We start from the raw sequence: 16,298 nt of genomic DNA, 5'->3' as shown, positions 1-16,298 counted from the left end.
TCTTGCTTGCGTGGCTGCTCCTTCGACCCGCAACAGCACCTCACCCAATCGCCTCGGGCGCCGACGCGCCATCGTCGGTCGCCAGGTTCGTCGGGTCCCAGGCATGTGCCGCCTGCCACCAGACTGATTTCCAGGCCTGGCAGGGTTCACACCATGATCTGGCGATGCAGCACGCCACGTCCGCGACCGTGCTGGCGCCCTTCCATGGAGAGACTTTCACTGAGGCTGGCATCACCTCGCGGTTCCGGCAGCGCGACGGCAAGTTCTACGTCGAGACGCAGGGTCGCGACGGACGCGAACAAGAGTTCGAGGTGACTCACACCTTGGGCGTCTATCCGCTGCAACAGTTTCTGGTCCCGATGCCCGACAAAGGCATGCAGGCTCTGACCATGGCCTGGGACACGCGCCCGCTCGACAAGGGCGGCCAGCGCTGGTTCGACCTGCATGCCGGGCAAGACGTCAAGGCCGGTGACCCGCTGCACTGGACGGGCCGCCAGAACAACTGGAACTTCATGTGCGCCGAGTGCCATACGACCAACTTCAAGAAGAAATTCGATGTCGTCACGCGCACTTACGAGAGTACGTGGTCCGAAGGCAATGTCGGCTGCGAAAGCTGCCATGGGCCGGGATCGAGCCACGTGGCCTGGGCGGCCTTGTCTGGGGCGGCCCGGCTGGCGGACGCCACGATGGGCCTGGCGCAACTGCTGCGAGATCGCAAGGATGCGCACTGGACCATTGGCGCGGAAACCGGCAACGCAGCGCGCAGCCTGCCTGTATCGCCCGACCGCGCCGAAGTCGAGTTGTGCGCGCGCTGCCACTCGCACCGAAGCCAGATCTCCGACGACTATGTGCATGGCAAGCCGCTGCTCGACACGCATGTGCCTTCGCTACTCGACAAGGCCCTGTTCTGGCCCGACGGTCAGATGAAGGCCGAGGTCTACAACTACGCCTCGTTCCAGCAGAGCCTGATGTACCAGAAGGGCGTGACCTGCAGCGACTGCCATAACCCGCATTCGCTCAAGCTGCGCGCACCGGGCAACGCGGTGTGCTTTCAATGCCACGCGCCGGCCAAGTACCAGGCAGCGACCCACACCTTCCACGCGCTGAGTTCTGCCGGCAGCAGTTGCGTCGCCTGTCATATGCCGACGACCACTTACATGTCGATCGACCCACGGCACGACCACGGGATCCGGGTCCCGCGGCCCGATCTTTCGGTGGGCACGGGTGTTCCGAATGCCTGCAACAAGTGCCATGTCGACAAGTCGCCCGAGTGGGCGTCGCAGTGGGTGCAGCGCTGGTATCCGGGCATCAACGTGCGGCACCCCCCATTGCAGACAGCATTCGCCGCCTTCGACAAGGGCGACGAGAAATCGCTGTCGCTGCTGTCCAAGGTCTTCGAGGACATCGGCCAATCGTCGATTGCGCGCGCCAGTGCATTGTCGCGGGCCGTGCCCGCAATGGGGCCGGAAGGGCTGAACCAGATCCGCAAACTGCTGCAGGGCCGCGACCCGTTGGTAAGGCGAACCGCGGTGGAGGCGCTGGCTACTGCGCCGCCCGAGATCCGTTCCGAATGGCTGCGTCCATTGCTCGCCGATCCGGTCAAGGGGGTTCGCATGTCCGTTGCGCGCTGGCTGGCTGGCGTGCCGGTCGCGGCCTGGGACGCGAAGGACCAGGCGCAGCTCTCCGCGATCATCGATGAATACGTCAGGGTGCAGTTGTTCAACGCCGATCGACCGGAGTCCTATGACAACCTCGGCACCCTGTATGCGGACCAGGGCAAGTGGGCCGAAGCCGAGGCGGCGCTGAAGAAGGCCATCGACCTCGCCCCGGATCTCGCCGTGTCCTCGCTGAACCTCGCCGATGTCTATCGCGCCCAAGGTCGGGAAGACGATGCCCAGTCGCTCCTGCGGGATGTCGCGGCGAGATTTCCCGGCGATGCCACAACCCAGCACGCCCTGGGCTTGTCGCTGCTGCGCCAACGCCATCTCGATCAAGCGCTCGTGCCCTTGCGTCGCGCTGCGGAGCTTGCGCCGGACAACCCGCGCTTCGCCTATGTCTACGCGCTCGCCCTCGAGCGTGGCGGGCAGGACCGGCTGGCAGTCGCAACCCTGGAGAACGCACTGAAGCTCAATCCCACGGATCGGGATGCCGCCGCGGCCGTCGTCGCGATCTGCAACCGAATCGGCGACGCGTCCTGTGCGAGGCGCTACTCATCGCAATCGCAACATGGATCGCCCGCCACTCGATGAGCGAGATTCGACGGAGCACCGAGTCAACAATGGGCATCGACCACGCCTGGGATCAACACTGGCGTCCATCATGAGCTCGGTGATCGCCACACCCATCGCGATTTCGCGTACATAAGGATTCACAGCAATGAAACTCCCTGTTACGCTTTCCGCGCTTACCTTCGTCTGCTCCTGAAAGGACCGCTACCGATGTATTGCGCCGAATGCGGCACGTTGAACGCACCCACGCATGCGCTCTGTCCGGGCTGCGGCGCCAGCGTCAAGAGAGAACCCACCGGCCGCGGAGGCACGACGCAACGTCCGAGCCTGCTTGGTGGCCTCGACACCGGCCGCGATGCGAGGGAGGGATTGCAGGATCTCTACGCCGCGGCAGTCGGCCCCAGGAACCGCGATCACTACCTCGGGAAGTTCGCTCTCTTCGATCATCGGCGCAGGACTTCGGCCGGCTGGCACTGGCCGGCCTTCTTCGTCACGCTCTACTGGCTGCTCTATCGGAAGATGTGGGGCAAGGCGGCTCTCTATTTCTTCCTGCCCTACATGCTGCTGGTTCCGGCGGCGTTTCTGGGGCAGGCAGTGCCCAGTGCCGTGGCCATCGGCTATCTCGTCTACGTGCTCGCCATCTTCATCGTGCCGCCGCTCTTCGCGGATGCCGCCTACTACCGGCACTGCGAGCGCGTGATCGAGAACGCGCGGGCCGTGAACCGGAGCCAGGAAGGGCAACTCGTGCTCGTCGCGCAGAAGGGCGGGACCAGCAATATCGTGCTCATCCTGGCGTGCATGCTGGGCATTCCGATGGTCCTGGGCATCCTCGCGGCCGTCGCGTTGCCGGCGTACCAGGACTACACCCTGCGCGCGAAGACGACGCAGGCGCTGAGCTTCGGCCGTTCGGCCGCGCGCGCCGTCGGCACCTACTACGAGTCGAACCAGCGCATCCCCGGATCGCTCGCCGAGGCGCGATTCGTGGAGCCCATCCCGACAGTGTTGCAGGACCTGCGGCTGAACACGACCGACGGCATGCTGCAGTTGGTCATGGCCCCGGGATCGCTCGCCGGAAAGACGATACGGCTCGTGCCTGCGACCGATGCGCAAGGGCACGTCATCTGGCAATGTCGGCCGGACCAGATCGCGCCCAGATACCTGCCTCCGGACTGCCGCCAATAGCGTCATCTCGCATCGCTAAGATCGCGCTTCACCGGTCATGACGACACGGAAGGAGGCGATGTGAACCTGAAGCAACGACTGACGCTGATCCTGGTTTCGATGCTGTCCCTGACCGCGGCGGCGGCTGGGATCGAAGGGACGACCTGGCGCCTCACCGGTGTGCGGGGACTCGACGCCAGCCTGCTGCCCTCCGGGCCGCAATCCGTTACCGCGCGCTTCGAGGGAGGCCGTGTCAGCGGCTTCTCGGGCTGCAATCGCTTCTTCGGTTCCTACACGGTCAAGCAGGACCGAATCGTCATCGCGCCGCTGGCCGGGTCGATGATGATGTGCGGCGACGCCGCGATGAAGGTGGAGAACGCGGTGAAGAAGGCGCTCACCGGCACCCTGCGCCCCGTGCAGACCGGCGATCGCCTCGCGCTGATGTCCGAGGCCGGGGACACCGTGATGTCGTTCAAGGCAGAGCCCGTCCCCACGCTCGAAGGCCTGCGCTCCAACATCACCGGCTTCAACAATGGCCGGCAGGCCGTCTTGAGCCCGATGTCGAACACCACGATCTCCCTGTCCTTCATGGGCGGCATCGTGAAGGGATTCAGCGGCTGCAATACCTTCCGAGCGACTTACACCACGCAGGGCGACCGCATCTCCGTGGGGCCGGTCGCGACCACGCGCAGGGCATGCGACAGCGCCGTGATGCAACAGGAGCGCGAGTTCCTGGCGGCGTTGAAGTCGACCACCACGTGGACGTTCAGCGGCGCATTCCTCGACATGCACCGCCCCGATGGCGAACGGACCATGATCGGTAGCCGGGAATCCGACTGATCTCTTCCTCAAAAAGGAGGAGGGCCGCTGCGTCGCCCGAGTCTTGACAAGCCGGCGCCCGGGAAGGATTCTTGAATCAGCCCCGATCGAGGGCGCAAGGAGTCCACGATGGCGGCAAACGCAGAATTCATCGATGCCGCGCAGGCATCGAGAGCCAGCATCCGGTCGATGCCGCTGGAGGCTCTCAACCCCGCGGATCCACAGCGGTTCGTGGACGACACGATCGGCGACGTCCTCGCGCGTCTTCGCCGCGAAGACCCGGTCCACCGATCGCACAGTTCCATCGAAGGCATCGGCGACTACTGGTCGGTCACGCGCTACCGGGACATCATGCACGTCGAGACGCACCACGAAATCTTCTCGTCGGACTGGTCGAAGGGCGGCATCACGCTGATGGACTTCCCGCCCGGCGAGCAGCAACTGCAGATGTTCATCGCGATGGATCCACCCCGGCACGACGAGGAGCGCAAGGTGGTGAGCCCGATCGCTGCGCCTTCCAACCTCGAAACCTGGGAAGGCCTGATCCGCGAACGCACGTGCAAGGTGCTCGACGGCCTGCCGCGCAACGAGACCTTCGACTGGGTCGACCGGGTGTCGATCGAACTGACCACGCTGATGCTGGCGACGCTCTTCGATTTCCCTCTGGAGGATCGGCGCCTGCTGCCGCACTGGTCGGACATGTCCACCGCGAACAAGCGCACCAACCCCGATGCGCCCGAGCCCGAGGTCCGCATGGCCGAGCTGCGCAACATGCTCGCGTACTTCACGCGGCTCTGGAACGAGCGCGTCAACGTGCCGCCGCGTCCCGACCTGGTGTCGATGCTGGCCCACAGCCCGGTCACGCGCGAGATGGGGCCGATGGAGTACATGGGCAATCTCGTCCTGCTCATCGTGGGCGGCAACGACACCACGCGCAACTCGATGACCGGCGGCCTGCTGGCGCTGCATCAGCACCCGGAAGAGATGGCCAAGCTGCGCGCCAACCCCGCGCTGATCGACAGCCTCGTGCCGGAGATCATCCGCTGGCAGACGCCGCTGGCCTACATGCGGAGAACCGCGACGCGGGACACGGAACTCGGCGGCAAGCAGATCCGCAAGGGCGACAAGCTGGCCATGTGGTATCTCTCGGCCAATCGCGACGAGGAGATGATTCCTGACCCCGACCGCTTCATCATCGATCGCGAGCGCCCGCGCCAGCACCTGTCCTTCGGCTTCGGCATCCACCGTTGCGTGGGCAGCCGGATCGCCGAACTTCAGCTCAAGATCCTGTGGGAGGAATTGCTGGACCGCTTCAGCGCGATCGAGGTGATGGGCGAGCCGACGCGCGTGCGCTCGTCCTTCGTGCACGGGTTTTCGCGGCTGCCGGTGCGCGTCATCGCCTGACGGCGGCGGCGCGCTGCGTCATCGCGGCGGGCGGGGTGCGTTGAACACCGCGTTCAGGAGCGTCTGCCAGTCGGTGCCCTGTGGCCAGCGCGACATGACCGCGTCGAGCCGGCCGTCGATCAGCAACATTGCAAAGCCGTGCACCAGCGACCAGGCTGCGATCATCGTCGCCCCCTGTTCGGGCGTGACTGGCGCATCCGCAGCCGGCGCAAGGCCCAGTCGTGCCGCCGCGGCGCCGGCCAGCGCCGCGCGTGCCTGTTCGACCGCGTCGTGCAGGGCAGGGCGCGTCATGTCGAGGCGCTCGCCGCGGAACATGAGCAGGAACATGGCCGGATGCTCGCGCGCGAAGGCGACATAGGCGTGGCCGATGGCATCGAAGCGCGTGCCGGGGGATGCGCCGTCGCTGCCCGCGGCGCGCAACGCGTCGGCGAACTGTCGAAAGCCTACCGCGGCCAGTTCGCTCAACAGGCCGGTCAGGTCGCCGAAGTGGTTCTTCGGTGCGGCGTGCGAGACGCCGGCCGCGCGCGCCGCGGCGCGCAGTGTCAGCGCCTCGAGGCCCTGGCTTTCGACGATGTCCTGCGCGGCCGCGAGCAGGGCGGCATGCAGCGCGCCGTGGTGATAGGGCGTCGAGGCTTCGGCGGCCTTGCGGCGGCTGCGCGGAGCCGGTGAAGCGGCGCGCCGGGGCTTGGGCGATGCAGGCATGAAGATCTTCAGGAGAAACGGGATTCGATATTGACGGCGTCAATTTTACTTGACTTTCATCGCCGATCATCATTCAATGCAGGTATTGACAGCGTCAATATCAACTTCGAGGAATCGCAATGCCACCCGAAAAGTCGACCCCCGCGAATGTCTCACCGCCGCCCCGGCGCGTGAACGGCAGCCCCATCTCCTTCGAGGCCGAAGCCGCCATCCTGCCGATCGTGGGCGAATTGCCCGCCGCCCTCAATGGCACGCTGGTCCGCAACGGTCCCAATCCGCAGTTCCCGAGCGCCGATGCACACCTGTTCGGCGGCGACGGCATGTTGCATGCCTTCGAGTTGTCGAACGGGCGCGCCAGCTACCGCAATCGCTGGATTCGCACGGCCCACTGGAAGGCGGAGCATGCCGCCGGGCGCCGCCTGTTCGACGGCTTCGGTCGTCCCATGCGCGACGAGGGCCTGGCCGCCGGCGTGGCCGATGAAGGCGTCGCCAACACTCACGTGGCGTGGCACGCCGGCCGTTTGCTTGCGCTGGAAGAGGCGCACCTGCCGATCGAGATCGAGCCCGGCACGCTGGCCACGCGCGGTCCCTTCGATTTCGGCGGCGGATTGAAAGGCCCCTTCACCGCGCACCCGAAGACCGACCCGGCGACTGGCGAGCTGCTCTTCTTCGGATACGGCACGACGGGTCCGCTGTCCAGCGGCATGACTTACGGCACCATCGATCCGAAAGGCACGGTGACGCGATTCGACCGCTTCGAAGCGCCCTGCGCGAGCATGGTGCACGACTTCGCGGTGACCGAGGGGCATGTGCTGTTCCCGGTGCTGCCGCTGACGGCGAGCATGGCGCGCGCCGAACGCGGCATGCCGCCGTTCGCCTGGGAGCCCGAACTCGGCGCGCGCGTCGGCGTGATGTCGCGCGATGGACGTATCGAGGACATCCGGTGGTTCGAGGGGGACGCAGGCTATGTCTTCCACGTGATGAACGCGTGGGAAGAGCAGAACGCGCAAGGTGGTATCCGCATCGTCGCCGACGTGATGCGCTATGACGAGCCGCCGCTGTTCCCGTATCCCGACGGCCGGCCGACCGACCCGCGGCGAAGCGTGGCAAGAATGTGCCGCTGGACCTTCGACCTCGCCGGCGCGAGCAACCGCTTCGAGCAGCAGCAACTCGACGACCTCGCCGGGGAGTTCCCGCGCATCGACGAGCGCCGCGCCGGTCTGTCTTATCGCCACGGCTGGTACGCCTGTCAGCGCGAGCCGATCTACGGCGCGGGCAACGAGGGCCTGGCGCATTTCGACGCCGTCACCGGCCGGCGCACGCTGCACTACCTGCCGCCAGGCGACCGCGTGTCGGAGCCGGTGTTCGTGCCGCGATCCGCCGATGCGGAGGAGGGCGACGGCTGGCTGCTGGCGACCGTCTACCGCGGCGCCGAAGGCCGCAGCGATCTGGCGGTGTTCGAAGCGCAGTCATTGGCCGACGGACCGATCGCGACCGTGCAGCTTTCGCACCGCGTGCCGTCCGGCTTCCACGGCAGCTGGCTGCCGGCAGGCGTTGAAACTTCCATCCGCGTTCAGGAGAAACCATGAGCATCCTTTGGAGCTTCTCGCCCTTCATCGTCTTTGCACTGTTGTCGCGCCAGGTGCCGGTGGTGGTGGCCCTGTTCGCCGCCGCCGCGGTGGCCATCGGGCTGATCGTTCGAGATCGCCTTCGCCATGCGGGCAGCCTCAAGATTCTCGACATGGGCACCGTGATTCTTTTTGCGGGCCTGGGCTTCTACGTACTCGGCACGGGCGGTGCCTGGAACATCGTCGAGGTGCGCCTTGCGGTTGACGGTGGCCTGTTCGCCATCGTGATGATTTCCATCCTGATCGGCCAGCCCTTCACGCTGCAATACGCCCGCGAGCGGGTTCCGCCTGAAATTGCCGCGTTGCCGCAGTTCAAGACCATCAACTACTTTCTCAGCGGTATCTGGGCCTTGGCCTTCCTGGTGATGACGGGCGCCGACTTCGTGATGGCGCGCGTGCCTTCGGTGCCGTTATGGGTCGGCGTGGTGGTGACGGTGGCGGCCCTGGTCGGCGCCGTCTGGTTCACGAACTGGTATCCGGAATACCGGCGCCGGCAAGCCCGCAACGCAGCGCTTTGAGCGCTTCGATCATCGCGCTATGCTGCCCGCACCATGGAACCCACCACCCTCGATCGCCCCGCAACCCCGGTGCCGTCAGGCACGCGCCGCCTTGACGACTTGCCGGGTCCGCGCGGCATTCCGGTGCTCGGCAATCTGCTGCAGATCGACGCGCCGCGCATGCACCGGCAGCTGGAAGACTGGTGCGCCGAATTCGGCCCCTTCTTCAAGCTGAAGCTCGGCAAGACTTCCATGCTGATCGTCGGCGACCATCAGGCCGTCGCGGCGATGCTTCGGGACCGGCCGGACGGGTTCCATCGCACCAGCAAGCTGGAAGGCATTGGCAAGGAGATGGGACTGAAGCCCGGCCTGTTCGGCGCCAAGGGCGATGACTGGCGCCGGCAGCGGCGCATGGTGATGGCGGGCTTCGATCCGGCGCATGTCAGGGACTACTTCCCCTCGCTCCAGAAAGTCGCCGAACGGCTCGGCAGGCGTTGGTCGAATGCGGCGCGCGAGGGCATCGCCATCGACCTGCAGTCCGACCTGATGCGCTACACGGTCGACACCATCGCGGGACTGGCCTTCGGCGCGGAGGTCAAGACGCTGGAGTCCGACGGCGACGTCATCCAGAAGCACCTCGACAAGATCTTTCCGGCGCTGCTCAGGCGCCTGACGGCGCCGCTGCCGCTCTGGCGTGTGTTCCCGTCGGCTGCCGACCGCGAACTGGCGCGCGGCGTGGTTGCAGTCAACGCGGCCGTCGAGGGATTCATTGCCGAAGCGCGGCGCCGGATGGAGGCGAATCCCGATCTTCGCGTTCATCCGCGCAACCTGCTCGAAGCCATGATCGGCGCGGCGGACGAGCCCGACAGCGGCATCAGCGACCTGCAAGTGGCCGGCAATGTCATGACCATGCTGCTTGCCGGTGAGGACACCACTGCCAACACCATCGCGTGGATGATCGACCTGCTGTGGCGCCATCCGGCGGCGCTGGCCCGCGCGGTCGAGGAAGTGCGCCGCATCGTGCCAGATTCCGGCGTGCCGACCTTCGATCAGGCGGGAGAGTTGGACTACATCGAGGCTTGCGCGCACGAGACCATGAGGCTCAAGCCTGTGGCGCCCCTGATCGGGTTGCAGGCTGCGCACGACACGGTCGTTGGCGATGTGCGGGTGCCGGCGGGGACGCCGATATTCAGCCTCATGCGCCGCGACAGCGTGAGCGACAGCCACGTGCCCGACGCGGCCGAGTTCAAGCCGGAGCGATGGCTGGACGGCGGCGGCCCCGGTGCCATCGCCAGCAGCGCGAAGCGCACGTCGATGCCCTTCGGCGCCGGCCCGCGCATCTGCCCGGGGCGCTACCTGGCGCTGCTCGAAATGAAGATGGCGATGGCGTTGCTGCTGAGTCGCTTCGACATCGAGCGAATCGACACGCCGGACGGGCAACCGGCGCGCGAACTTCTCTCGTTCACGATGACGCCTGTCGGATTGAGCATGCGGCTGCGCGAGCGCGCTGCAACGACAGCCTCGCAGTAGCTGCCTCCGCGCACGTCAACCGTCGCTCGGCGCCCGGCTCAGCTCGTTGTTGGCGATGACCACCGAGCGGATCATGCGCATGAATTCCTGCTGATCCTTCTTGGACAGCGGCTCCAGGATGCGCTGCTGAGCGCGCATCATGGCCGGCTGGATCTCGTCGAGCAGGGCCAGCCCCTCGTCGGTGAGGCTCAGCAGGCGCACGCGGCGGTCGTCGGGCGAGGAACTGCGCATCATCAATCCACGGGACTCCAGCCTGTCGATGACGCCGGCGACCGTCGAGGTGTCGAGTCCGATCGACCGTGCCAGCGTTCGCTGGTCGATGCCCGGCGACTTGCGGACGGCCTGCAGGCCGGCGTATTGAACCGGCGTCACGCCGTGGGCCTCGGTTTCCTGCAGAAAGATCGCCACGGCGATCTGTTGCAGCCGCCGGATGTAGTGGCCGGGAAGAGTCTCCAGATCAACGGGTGTCGCGCTGTTTTTTTTCATGCAATCGAGTGAATAAGGGTTAACCCTTTGTGGTCCAAATTATTCTATCCCTATACTGATGCTAAGTGTGCTGATGATCAGTACACAAGTTCATCAGGAGACCCACATGAATGCAAAGCAATCCGCGCTTCCAGTCCTGGTTGCCGGTGGTGGTATCGGTGGCATCGCGACTGCCTTGGCGTTGGTGCGGCAAGGGTTCTCGGTCAAGGTGCTGGAACAGGCGGCTGAGCTCGGCGAGATCGGTGCGGGCATCCAGCTCGGGCCCAACGCGTTCGCGGCCTTCGATGCGCTGGGCATCGGCGAGATCGCACGAAGCCGTGCCGTCTACACCGACGAAATGGTGATGCACGACGCGCTCGACGAGACGCTGGTCGGCCGCATCCCGACCGGCGAGGCCTTCCGGCAGCGCTTCGGCAATCCTTACGCAGTGATCCACCGCGCCGACGTCCACATGTCGCTGCTCGAGGGCGCGCAGGCTTCGGACCGCATCGAGGTGCTGACGTCGACGACCGTGCAGCGCATCGAGCAGGATGCGGACGGCGTGACCGTTCACGATGCCAAGGGCAACATCCATCGCGGCGTCGCTTTGATCGGTGCGGATGGCGTCAAGTCGGCAGTGCGTCGGCAGTACGTGGGCGACGAGGCTCGCGTGTCGGGCCATGTCGTCTACCGCGCGGTGGTCGACAAGAAGGACTTCCCGGTCGATCTGCAATGGAACGCCGCCAGCATCTGGGTCGGCCCCAACTGCCACCTGGTGCACTACCCGTTGCGCGGCGGCGAGCAGTACAACGTCGTCGTGACCTTCCACAGCCGCGAGAAGGAAGAGTGGAGCGTGCGCGAAGGCAGCCGTGAGGAGGTCCAGGGCTACTTCGAAGGCATCTGCGCCAAGGCGCGGCAACTGATCGATCTGCCCAAGGACTGGAAGCGCTGGGCCACGGCCGATCGGGAGCCCATCGGCCAATGGACCTTCGGACGCGTCGCGCTGCTGGGCGACGCCGCGCATCCCACGCTGCAGTACCTCGCGCAAGGCGCCTGCATGGCGATGGAGGATGCCGTCACGCTGGGCGAAGCGCTGCGTGTGAACGGCAACGACTTCGGCAAGGCCTTCGAGCTTTACCAGCACTCGCGCGTTGCCCGCACGGCACGCGTCGTACTGTCGGCGCGCGAGATGGGCCGCATCTTTCATGCGAAGGGTGTCGAGCGCCTGGTGCGCAACGATCTCTGGAAGGGCCGCACTCCCGAGCGCTACTACGACGCGATGGAGTGGCTCTATGGCTGGACGGTCGACAACTGCCTGGCCGCCTGAACGCGGCCGAATCATCGCGATCCTCGAAATCCCGTTCCCAGGAGCCACCCCATGACATCGCCCCGGACCATCGACGTCCAGCACTTCATCAATTCGCACAAGCTGTCGCGGACGCAGACCGTCACGCTGCTGCTGTGCTTCTTCATCGTGGCCGTCGACGGCTTCGATACCGCATCGATCGGCTTCATCGCCCCCGCCATCCGCGCCGAATGGGGGCTGAACCCTGCGCATCTGGCGCCGGTCTTCGGTGCCGGGCTGGCGGGCTTGATGGCCGGCGCATTCCTGTTCGGCCCCCTGGCCGACAAATTCGGCCGCAAGACGATCCTGATGGTCTGCGTGGCGTTCTTCGCCCTGGCTTCGCTCGCCTCGGCGTATTCGAATTCGGTGGAGATGCTGATCGTGCTGCGCTTCCTCACCGGTCTCGGACTCGGCGGCGCCATGCCGAACTCGGTGACGCTGAGTTCCGAATACGCGCCCGAGAAGCATCGTGCGGTGCTGGTCACCACCATGTTCTGCGGCTTCACGCTCGGCTCCGCGCTGGGTGGCGTCGCGGCGGCGCACATCGTGGCCGAGCATGGATGGCGCGCCGTGCTGGTCCTCGGTGGCGTGCTTCCGCTTGCGCTGGTGCCGGTGCTTGCACTCGCGCTGCCGGAGTCGGTGCGCTATCTGGTCGTGAAAGGCATCAAGGCCCCGCAGGTGCTGCGGACGCTGCAGCGCATCGCGCCCGGTGAAGATCTCTCCAACGTGAGATTCGCGGTGCCGGAGAAGGCGCAGCCCGGCTTTCCGGTCAAGCACCTGTTCAAGCCCGAGCTTCGCCGCGGCACGCTGCTGCTCTGGCTGGCGTTCTTCATGAGCCTGCTGGTGATCTATCTGCTGTCGAGCTGGCTGCCCACGCTCATCAGCAGCACCGGGCGCTCGCTCAAGGATGCTTCGCTGGTGACTGCCATGTTCCAGGTCGGCGGAACAGCCGGTGCGATCGGACTGGGTCAGTTGATGGACCGGTTCAACCCGCAGCGCGTGCTGGCGGTGGCCTATGCCCTGGCCGCCGCGTTCACGGCGCTGATCGGCAGCAGCACCGGCAGCACCCTGATGCTCGTGCTCGCCGTCTTCGGCGCGGGCGTGTGCATCTCCGGCGCCCAGGTGGGTGCGAACGCGCTGTCTGCCGGCTTCTATCCCACGGCGAGCCGCGCGACCGGCGTGAGTTGGGCCAACGGAATCGGCCGCGTCGGGTCGGTGCTCGGTTCGATGGCCGGCGGCTGGATGCTGGCCCTGGGTTGGAGCCTGCCGACGCTCTTCGCGGTCATCGGCGTTCCGGCGGTGATTGCCGCCATCTGCCTGCTGGCCATGCGGCGATCCGATGAACCCCTGATCCCTGTGCGCGCGCAGCCGGGACATTGAGAAACGCCGGGTTCCGGCTTCTTCAGGAGCGCCGAGGTTTCGGCGCTTTTGCCTTTTTGTCAGCGACTTCGAAGGCCGCCGCGACGACGGCCTTCGCCCATTGAGGCACTTGCTCGAGGCCGATGTGGGAGACGATGCGGCCAGCCTCCATGTGCAGGACCAGGACGGGCTGCGGCCTCATGCCTGCCTTGGGGTCGCCGTCGATGCTGTTGTCATACACGCGAAGGCTCGCAAGATGCGGCAGCAGCTTGATGAGGTTGGCACGGCTGCTCGTGTAGCGCTCCCGGATCTTGGCTTCGGGGATGGCGTGGCCGCCGGCCTTCACGCGTTCCTGCACCCGCTCGATATGCTTTTCGGGTGTGTCGAGGCCCGCATACCAGACATGGACCTGGGCGCCGCCCCGGGCCCCTGCCAGCAGCAGATCAGGAATGGTTCTCGCGCCGAGCGTCGTCTCGAAAGCGAAGTTGAGTCCTTCGGCGAGCGCGCGCTCCAGGCCGGCGCGCCCCATTTCCCAGGCCTGGGCGTTGGCAGCCTCGAGCGTGAGCGAGGAATTCGTGTCCAGCAGCGTGCGCGCCGCGAGATCGGGATTGAAGTAGGGAACCTTGCGTGCCTGGAGTGCTGCGCCTCCGATGCTGCTCTTGCCGGCGCCGTTGACGCCTGCGAGAACGAAGATGCGGGCGACCATCTACCGACCAACTACCTCTTGGCGGACTTGCCGCCGGCCGCGCGGACCGCGGCCTTGCCGAGTTCGGCCGGGGGCATCGCGAATGCGTCTTCCATGGCCTGGGCGGCCTGGTCGCCCTGCATGCGGGCGAACATGTCGTCGAACTGTTGCGTCAGGGCATCCAGGTCGGGCTCGGCCGCCTGCTCCAGCGCCAGGTAGCGGTCGATCGACATCAGCACCATGGCCGGTTCGTCATGGCGGGTGACCACCACGGCGCCGTGCGCCATGACCGCGCTGGTCACCTTTTGCATGCCGGCGACCAGCCGGGTGGCCGAGAAGGCGGGCAGGCCGCGCGTGAAGCGATCGATGGCTTCGGGCCTTGAAATGGCTGCACTGCTGCTGGACATGAGAAGCTCCAATGAATGGCTGTTTTACCCAATTTGGGCATTCTAGCCATTTTGGGCAAAACCTGATGCTCAGGCGCGCAGAGGCAGCGCGACCCCGATGGCGACGAACACGCCGCCGCAAGCCTGGTTGAAGCACCGCCCGACCCGCCGCAGCCACGGGCTGATGCGATGCGCCATGCTGGCGATGAGCAACTCGGTCGCGATCTCGATGGCCGCGAAGGTCCCGGCCATGACGAGGAACTGCAGCCACAGGCTCCGCGCGGGATCGATGAACTGCGGCAGGAAAGCCGCGAAGAACAGGATCCCCTTGGGGTTGGTGAGCGCGGACAGCGCCCCTTGCCGGAACAGCGAGCTGCCGGGCCGGGCCGGCGTCGATTCACGCACCTCGATGCCGATCGGCGGAGCGCGCCAGACCTGGATGCCCAGCCAGACCAGATAGGCGCCGCCCAGCCACTTCATCACCGTCAGCCAGACGAGAGAAGCCTTGAGCAGCGCGCCGATGCCGAACATCGACAGCGCGATCACGATGACGAAACCCAGGGCGCCGCCGAAGATCGTGTAGAGCGCCTTGCGCCGGCCATGCAGCGCGCCGTGCGTCAGGGCCAGCAGCCCGTTGGGGCCGGGCGACAGCGAGAGCCCGACGGCCGCCAGCAGGTAGATGAGCCAAGTGTGGAGATTCATGGGGTCAATGCTCGCGGGCGCGGCGGTCCCGGTCAAGCGTGGGGGGATCGACGCGAAGGCGCGTGCGCCACGACGCCCGGTAGCGTGCGCCGATACTCCTCAACCGCAAGGGCGCCAGAGGGCACCGGCGTGGATAAATTGCCGGCCATGACATCGCCCATCACCTTCACTTTCGGCACTCGGGCTTTCACGCATCCCGAGGATTGGGACGACACGCACTGGCAGGAGCCGGCCGCACCGCGCCGAATGGATGATCCGGCGTCGCTGGAATGGCTCTTCTGGGGCTTCCTCTTGTGCATGGCGGTTGCCGCGCTTCCCTTGGTGGGCATCCGGTGGACGACGCCAGAGGGGCCGCAATTGGGCGGGGTGCTCGACGATGTCGCTCTGCTCGCGATTCCGGTGCTGGTCCCGCTGCCGTTCCTCTTCGCGGGGTGCGTGGGCGTGCTGGCTTCCAATGCCGCATCGCGCACGCCTTCAGCGCTGGCGAGTTTTGCCATGGCGGTGGCGATTGGCCTGGCAGGAATCCACGCGGCGATGGTTTAGACGACGCGTTCGCCGAAGCCGAACAGCCGCCGAGGCGTCTCCCACAGAATCGCGTTCCGGTCTTGTGCCGAAGGCACGCTGCGCTCGAACACGCGCAGCAGCGGCCCGTAGTCCAGGCGCCGCGTCGCTCGCAAATGCGGCCAGTCGGAGCCCCAGAGGCAATGCGACGGCCCGAAGGCCGCCAGCAGCGCCTGCGTGAAGGGCTGCGCATCCGCAAAGGGCAGCGCGTCGTGCGCGAACTTGTCGTAACCCGACAGCTTGACGGTGCAGCGCGCGCTGTCGGCCATGCGGAGCAGGGCATCGAAGCCCTTGCCGTCGATGCCTTTGTCCACATCGGGCCGGCCATGGTGGTCGACGAGGATGTTCGCGCCGCTGCCCAGCAGGCGCGGCGCGAGGTCCGCCATCTGGTCGTCCTGCACCTGGATCTGCACGAACAGGCCGAGCACGGCGAGACGCTCGAAGAGCGGATCGGCATCGGCGTAGTACGGCAGACCCAGCAGCGCCATGTTGAACGCGATGCCGACGATGCCCTGGGCCTGCAAGTCCTGCAACTGCGACGCCGACGCGTCGTTGCCCACGACGGCGATGCCTTTGAAGCGTCCGTCGCCTTGGCGGATCGCGTCGAGCATGCAACTGTTGTCGGGGCCGTAGCCCGAGTTGGGCTGAACCAGCAGCGCATGCCTCACGCCGTACGCCGCCATGACCTCGACGAAGTAGTCGGCCGAGGCAAGCTCGCCGCCCGTTGGGCGATAGAAGACGTCGGGCTGATACGGGAAGGCTGCGGGGTCGAAGAGATGGCAGTGGCAATCGATCTTCGGCGAGGCGTAGATGGTCGTGTCCATGT

The 16,298-nt window shown here is 66.3% G+C and carries 16 protein-coding genes; 10 read left to right on the top strand and 6 right to left on the bottom strand.

Annotated features, from left to right (window positions below):
• Positions 1-164: 164 nt before the first annotated feature.
• From AC1DN9_RS00485 to AC1DN9_RS00470, 4 genes are all read left to right on the top strand, one after another.
• Positions 165-2,249, top strand: a complete 2,085-nt coding sequence (locus tag AC1DN9_RS00485; protein ID WP_478096249.1) for a tetratricopeptide repeat protein — start codon at positions 165-167, stop codon at positions 2,247-2,249.
• 213 nt (positions 2,250-2,462) lie between these two features.
• Positions 2,463-3,410, top strand: coding sequence for a DUF2628 domain-containing protein (locus tag AC1DN9_RS00480; RefSeq protein WP_478096247.1), 948 nt, complete (start codon positions 2,463-2,465; stop codon positions 3,408-3,410).
• A 60-nt stretch (positions 3,411-3,470) separates the two neighbouring features.
• On the top strand, positions 3,471-4,229 hold the full coding sequence (locus AC1DN9_RS00475; protein ID WP_478096246.1) for an META domain-containing protein: 759 nt from the start codon (positions 3,471-3,473) through the stop codon (positions 4,227-4,229).
• 108 nt (positions 4,230-4,337) lie between these two features.
• The gene (locus tag AC1DN9_RS00470; RefSeq protein ID WP_478096245.1) at positions 4,338-5,612 is read left to right on the top strand and encodes a cytochrome P450; all 1,275 of its coding nucleotides are present in this window, start codon (positions 4,338-4,340) and stop codon (positions 5,610-5,612) included.
• Positions 5,613-5,630: 18 nt separating this feature from the next.
• Here AC1DN9_RS00470 and AC1DN9_RS00465 read toward each other — a convergent pair whose 3' ends face one another.
• Positions 5,631-6,314 (bottom strand): TetR-like C-terminal domain-containing protein, encoded by a 684-nt coding sequence (locus AC1DN9_RS00465; protein ID WP_478096243.1) that lies wholly within the window; start codon positions 6,312-6,314, stop codon positions 5,631-5,633.
• A 119-nt stretch (positions 6,315-6,433) separates the two neighbouring features.
• Between AC1DN9_RS00465 and AC1DN9_RS00460 the strand changes: the two genes are divergently transcribed.
• The 3 genes from AC1DN9_RS00460 to AC1DN9_RS00450 are packed head-to-tail and all read left to right on the top strand — an operon-like array spanning position 6,434 to position 9,969.
• The gene (locus tag AC1DN9_RS00460; RefSeq protein WP_478096242.1) at positions 6,434-7,903 is read left to right on the top strand and encodes a carotenoid oxygenase family protein; all 1,470 of its coding nucleotides are present in this window, start codon (positions 6,434-6,436) and stop codon (positions 7,901-7,903) included.
• On the top strand, positions 7,900-8,460 hold the full coding sequence (locus tag AC1DN9_RS00455; RefSeq protein WP_478096241.1) for a hypothetical protein: 561 nt from the start codon (positions 7,900-7,902) through the stop codon (positions 8,458-8,460). The genes AC1DN9_RS00460 and AC1DN9_RS00455 overlap by 4 nt, the downstream gene beginning before the upstream one ends.
• 33 nt (positions 8,461-8,493) lie before the next feature.
• Complete coding sequence (locus tag AC1DN9_RS00450) at positions 8,494-9,969, top strand: cytochrome P450 (RefSeq protein WP_478096239.1); 1,476 nt, start codon at positions 8,494-8,496, stop codon at positions 9,967-9,969.
• 15 nt (positions 9,970-9,984) lie between these two features.
• Here AC1DN9_RS00450 and AC1DN9_RS00445 read toward each other — a convergent pair whose 3' ends face one another.
• Positions 9,985-10,455, bottom strand: coding sequence for a MarR family winged helix-turn-helix transcriptional regulator (locus tag AC1DN9_RS00445; protein ID WP_478096237.1), 471 nt, complete (start codon positions 10,453-10,455; stop codon positions 9,985-9,987).
• Between the two features lie 106 nt (positions 10,456-10,561).
• On the opposite strand from AC1DN9_RS00445, the gene AC1DN9_RS00440 reads away from it, so the two are divergent.
• Together AC1DN9_RS00440 and AC1DN9_RS00435 are read left to right on the top strand one after the other, a co-directional pair.
• Complete coding sequence (locus tag AC1DN9_RS00440; protein ID WP_478096235.1) at positions 10,562-11,761, top strand: 3-hydroxybenzoate 6-monooxygenase; 1,200 nt, start codon at positions 10,562-10,564, stop codon at positions 11,759-11,761.
• Between the two features lie 51 nt (positions 11,762-11,812).
• Positions 11,813-13,159 carry an MFS transporter gene (locus AC1DN9_RS00435; protein ID WP_478096234.1) on the top strand — a complete coding sequence of 449 codons (1,347 nt, stop codon included), beginning with the start codon at positions 11,813-11,815 and terminating at the stop codon, positions 13,157-13,159.
• A 22-nt stretch (positions 13,160-13,181) separates the two neighbouring features.
• On the opposite strand, the gene AC1DN9_RS00430 is transcribed toward AC1DN9_RS00435, so the two are convergent.
• The 3 genes from AC1DN9_RS00430 to AC1DN9_RS00420 form a co-directional block, all read right to left on the bottom strand.
• Complete coding sequence (locus AC1DN9_RS00430) at positions 13,182-13,844, bottom strand: ATPase (RefSeq protein ID WP_478096233.1); 663 nt, start codon at positions 13,842-13,844, stop codon at positions 13,182-13,184.
• 11 nt (positions 13,845-13,855) lie between these two features.
• Entirely contained in the window at positions 13,856-14,230 is a 375-nt protein-coding gene (locus AC1DN9_RS00425; RefSeq protein WP_478096231.1) for a hypothetical protein, read from the bottom strand.
• Between the two features lie 69 nt (positions 14,231-14,299).
• On the bottom strand, positions 14,300-14,911 hold the full coding sequence (locus AC1DN9_RS00420; protein WP_478096230.1) for a LysE family translocator: 612 nt from the start codon (positions 14,909-14,911) through the stop codon (positions 14,300-14,302).
• A 147-nt stretch (positions 14,912-15,058) separates the two neighbouring features.
• On the opposite strand from AC1DN9_RS00420, the gene AC1DN9_RS00415 reads away from it, so the two are divergent.
• Positions 15,059-15,454 (top strand): hypothetical protein, encoded by a 396-nt coding sequence (locus tag AC1DN9_RS00415; RefSeq protein ID WP_478096229.1) that lies wholly within the window; start codon positions 15,059-15,061, stop codon positions 15,452-15,454.
• On the opposite strand, the gene AC1DN9_RS00410 is transcribed toward AC1DN9_RS00415, so the two are convergent.
• Positions 15,451-16,296 carry an amidohydrolase family protein gene (locus AC1DN9_RS00410; protein WP_478096227.1) on the bottom strand — a complete coding sequence of 282 codons (846 nt, stop codon included), beginning with the start codon at positions 16,294-16,296 and terminating at the stop codon, positions 15,451-15,453. The two genes, AC1DN9_RS00415 and AC1DN9_RS00410, sit on opposite strands and share 4 nt — an antisense overlap.
• Positions 16,297-16,298: the final 2 nt, after the last annotated feature.

The sequence above is a fragment of the Variovorax sp. 05L425 genome, from assembly GCF_056397705.1.
The sequence above is the reverse complement of the archived record's forward strand: the minus strand, read 5'-3'. Positions and strand labels throughout refer to the sequence as shown.

Bases quoted from the DNA above. Each gene is read 5' to 3' on its own strand.
- AC1DN9_RS00465 (WP_478096243.1), bottom strand. From the start codon at position 6,314: ATGCCTGCATCGCCCAAGCCCCGGCGCGCCGCTTCACCGGCTCCGCGC.
- AC1DN9_RS00435 (WP_478096234.1), top strand. From the start codon at position 11,813: ATGACATCGCCCCGGACCATCGACGTCCAGCACTTCATCAATTCGCAC.
- AC1DN9_RS00445 (WP_478096237.1), bottom strand. From the start codon at position 10,455: ATGAAAAAAAACAGCGCGACACCCGTTGATCTGGAGACTCTTCCCGGC.
- AC1DN9_RS00430 (WP_478096233.1), bottom strand. From the start codon at position 13,844: ATGGTCGCCCGCATCTTCGTTCTCGCAGGCGTCAACGGCGCCGGCAAG.
- AC1DN9_RS00485 (WP_478096249.1), top strand. From the start codon at position 165: ATGCAGCACGCCACGTCCGCGACCGTGCTGGCGCCCTTCCATGGAGAG.
- AC1DN9_RS00470 (WP_478096245.1), top strand. From the start codon at position 4,338: ATGGCGGCAAACGCAGAATTCATCGATGCCGCGCAGGCATCGAGAGCC.
- AC1DN9_RS00425 (WP_478096231.1), bottom strand. From the start codon at position 14,230: ATGTCCAGCAGCAGTGCAGCCATTTCAAGGCCCGAAGCCATCGATCGC.
- AC1DN9_RS00455 (WP_478096241.1), top strand. From the start codon at position 7,900: ATGAGCATCCTTTGGAGCTTCTCGCCCTTCATCGTCTTTGCACTGTTG.
- AC1DN9_RS00420 (WP_478096230.1), bottom strand. From the start codon at position 14,911: ATGAATCTCCACACTTGGCTCATCTACCTGCTGGCGGCCGTCGGGCTC.
- AC1DN9_RS00450 (WP_478096239.1), top strand. From the start codon at position 8,494: ATGGAACCCACCACCCTCGATCGCCCCGCAACCCCGGTGCCGTCAGGC.
- AC1DN9_RS00410 (WP_478096227.1), bottom strand. From the start codon at position 16,296: ATGGACACGACCATCTACGCCTCGCCGAAGATCGATTGCCACTGCCAT.
- AC1DN9_RS00440 (WP_478096235.1), top strand. From the start codon at position 10,562: ATGAATGCAAAGCAATCCGCGCTTCCAGTCCTGGTTGCCGGTGGTGGT.
- AC1DN9_RS00415 (WP_478096229.1), top strand. From the start codon at position 15,059: ATGACATCGCCCATCACCTTCACTTTCGGCACTCGGGCTTTCACGCAT.
- AC1DN9_RS00460 (WP_478096242.1), top strand. From the start codon at position 6,434: ATGCCACCCGAAAAGTCGACCCCCGCGAATGTCTCACCGCCGCCCCGG.